Origin of the sequence: Streptomyces boncukensis, from assembly GCF_011045075.1 — a bacterium.
Lineage (GTDB): Bacteria > Actinomycetota > Actinomycetes > Streptomycetales > Streptomycetaceae > Streptomyces > Streptomyces boncukensis.
Genome location: NZ_JAAKZZ010000729.1, coordinates 1 through 2,864 on the forward strand (window position 1 = coordinate 1; position 2,864 = coordinate 2,864).

Sequence of the window (2,864 nt, forward strand, 5' to 3'; positions counted from 1 at the left end):
GCCCGCAGCTCCGCCCTCAGCCCGCCGCCCGCAGCCGGCCGGCATCCGCGCCGTACGCCCGTCGAGGGCGGCGCACCAGAACGCCTCTGAGACGAAGTGAGGAACCGCGTGTCTGTCGACAACCCCCGCAGCCAAGGCCGGGACGCCGGGGAGCCCGTCGCCGTCATCGGACTGGCCTGCCGCTTCCCGGGCGCCCCGGACCCCCGGGCGTACTGGCGGCTGCTCGCCGACGGACAGGACAGTGTTTCCGGCGCCCCCAGTGCTTCCGGTGCGTCGGGCGCGTCGGGCGCGTCGGGCGCGTCAGGCGCGCGTACCCGTACGGCACCGGACGCGGACGGGCGCGCGGGCGCCTTCCTCGACGGCATCGACCAGTTCGACGCGGGCTTCTTCGGCATGGCGCCGCGCGAGGCCGCGGCGACCGATCCGCAGCAGCGGCTGCTGCTGGAGCTGGGCTGGGAGGCGCTGGAGGAGGCCGGCATCGTCCCGGGCACGCTCCGGGACGGCGGCACCGGGGTCTTCGTCGGCGCGGCGCCGGACGACTACCCCGGCCCGGCACACCGGAGGGCCGCGCGCGGCGGCCCGACCGCCAGTGGCCTCTCCGCCGTGCTCGGCCTGCGCGGGCCGGGCCTGACCGTGGCCGCCGGGCAGTCCTCCGCGCTGGTGGCGGTGCACATGGCGTGCCGGAGCCTGCGCGACGGCGAGTCGGAGGTCGCGCTGGCGGGCGGCGTCGAGCTCGCCCTCGCGCCGGAGGGCGCCGCGGGCCAGGACGGCCGGGTGCGCGGCGAGGGCGGCGGCGCCGTCGTCGTCCTCAAGACCCTGGCCCGTGCGCTGGCCGACGGCGACCGGGTGCACGCGGTGCTGCGCGGCAGCGCCGTCAACCACGACGGCGGGGCCCCGGACCCGGACGGCCCGCAGGCCCCGCACGGGGACGCGCAGCGCGAACTGCTGCGGCTCGCCTGCCGCCGGGCCGGCGCGGACCCGTCCGAGGTGCAGTACGTCGAGCTGCACGGCACCGGCACCCCGGCCGGGGATCCGGCGGAGACCGCCGCGCTGGACGCCGTCCTCGGCGCCGCGCGCCCGCGCGAGGAGCCGCTGCTCGTCGGCTCCGCCCAGGCCGGCGTGGGCCACCTGGGCGCCGCCTCCGGCATGGCCGGGCTGCTCAAGGTCGTGCTGTCCGTCGCTCACGGGCAGCTCCCGCCCAGCGTGGACCGCCGCCGCCCGCACCACCGCTCCCCGCACCCGGACATCCCGGCGGCGGAGCCGAACCTGCGGGTCCAGGAGACGCTCGGGGACTGGCCGCACCCGGACCGGCCGCTCGCGGGCGTCTCCTCCTTCAGCCCCGGCGGCACGAACTGCCATGTCCTCGTCGCCGCCCCGCCCGCGGCCGCGCCCGCCCGGCCCGCGCCGGGCACTGAGCGCCCGGCCGCGTTCCGCGGCCGCGTCCTGCCCTGGACGCTCTCGGGGCGCACCGCGGAGGCGCTGCGCGCACAGAGCCGGCGGCTGCGCGCCCATCTGGACGGCACCGGGGACTCGGCCGCCGACATCGGCCTCTCGCTGGCCGCCACCCGCACCGCGCTCCGCAACCGCGCGGTCGTCCTGGCCGGGACCCGCGAGGAGTTCACCGCGGAGCTGGCGGCGCTCGCCGCGCGCCGCCGGACACCCGGGCAGATCACCGGGGCCGCCGTGCCGCGCGAGCGCGTGGTGTTCGTCTTCCCCGGCCAGGGGTCGCAGTGGGCCGGTATGGCCGCCGACCTGCTGGACGACTCGGATGTGTTCCGCGCCGGGATCGACGCCTGCGCGCGGGCGCTCGCCCCGTACATCGACTGGTCCCTGCACGACGTGCTGCGCGGGGCGCCCGGCGCGCCGGCCCTCGACCGCGACGACGTCATCCAGCCCGCGCTGTTCGCGGTGATGGTGGCCCTGGCCGACCTGTGGCGGTCCTTCGGCGTCCACCCCGCGGCGGTCGTGGGGCACAGCAACGGCGAGATCTCCGCCGCCGTCGTCTCGGGCGCGCTGTCCCTGCAGGACGGGGCCCGGGTGGCGGCCCTGTGGAGCCGCGCCCAGGCCCGGCTCGCCGGTCAGGGCGCGATGATCTCCGTACCGCTGCCGGTGGCGGAGCTGGAGCCGCGGGTGGCGCGGTGCGACGGCAAGGTGTCCATCGCGGCGGTCAACGGGCCCCGGTCGGTCATCCTGTCCGGCGACCGGGACGCCATCGAGGGGATGCTGGAGGACTTCGCCGCCGAGGACGTCGCGGCGAAGCGCATCCCCGTCGACGTGGCCGCCCACTCCGCGCACATCGAGCAACTGCGCGAGGAGCTGCTGACGGAGCTGGCCCCGGTGGAGCCGCGCGCAGCGGCCCTCCCCTTCCACTCGACCGTGACGGGCGGCGCGCCGGACACCCGGTCGCTGGACGCCGGCTACTGGTACCGCAATCTGCGCGGCACCGTCGAGTTCGAGCGCGCCATCCGCTCGCTGGCGGACCACGACGCCTTCATCGAGGTCAGCGCCCACCCGGTGCTGACCATGGCCCTCCAGCAGACGCTGGACGAGACGGACTCGGCCGCCGTCGTCACCGGCTCGCTGCGGCGCGACGACGACGGGCCGCGCCGCTTTCTGACCTCGCTGGCCGAGCTGTACACGGCGGGCGTGCCGGTGGACTGGCGCCCCGCCTTCCCCGCGGACGCCGCCGTGGTCGGCCTGCCCACCTACGCGTTCCAGCGCCGCCGCCACTGGCCGGAGCCCGGCACCGGTGCGCTCGCGGACGCCCCGGAGCGAGCGGGCGGCGAGCGGGAGGAGCCGGTAGGGCGGGAGGAGCCGGAAGGGCTGGAGAGACCGGAGGGGTGGGAGGAGGCTGATGACTCCGC

The 2,864-nt window shown here is 78.0% G+C and carries 1 protein-coding gene; it reads left to right on the plus strand.

Annotated elements, in window-relative coordinates; all coding sequences use genetic code 11:
• Positions 1-108: 108 nt before the first annotated feature.
• The coding region (locus G5C65_RS34865) for an acyltransferase domain-containing protein (protein WP_165303070.1) at positions 109-2,864 on the plus strand (2,756 nt) is incomplete at its 3' end.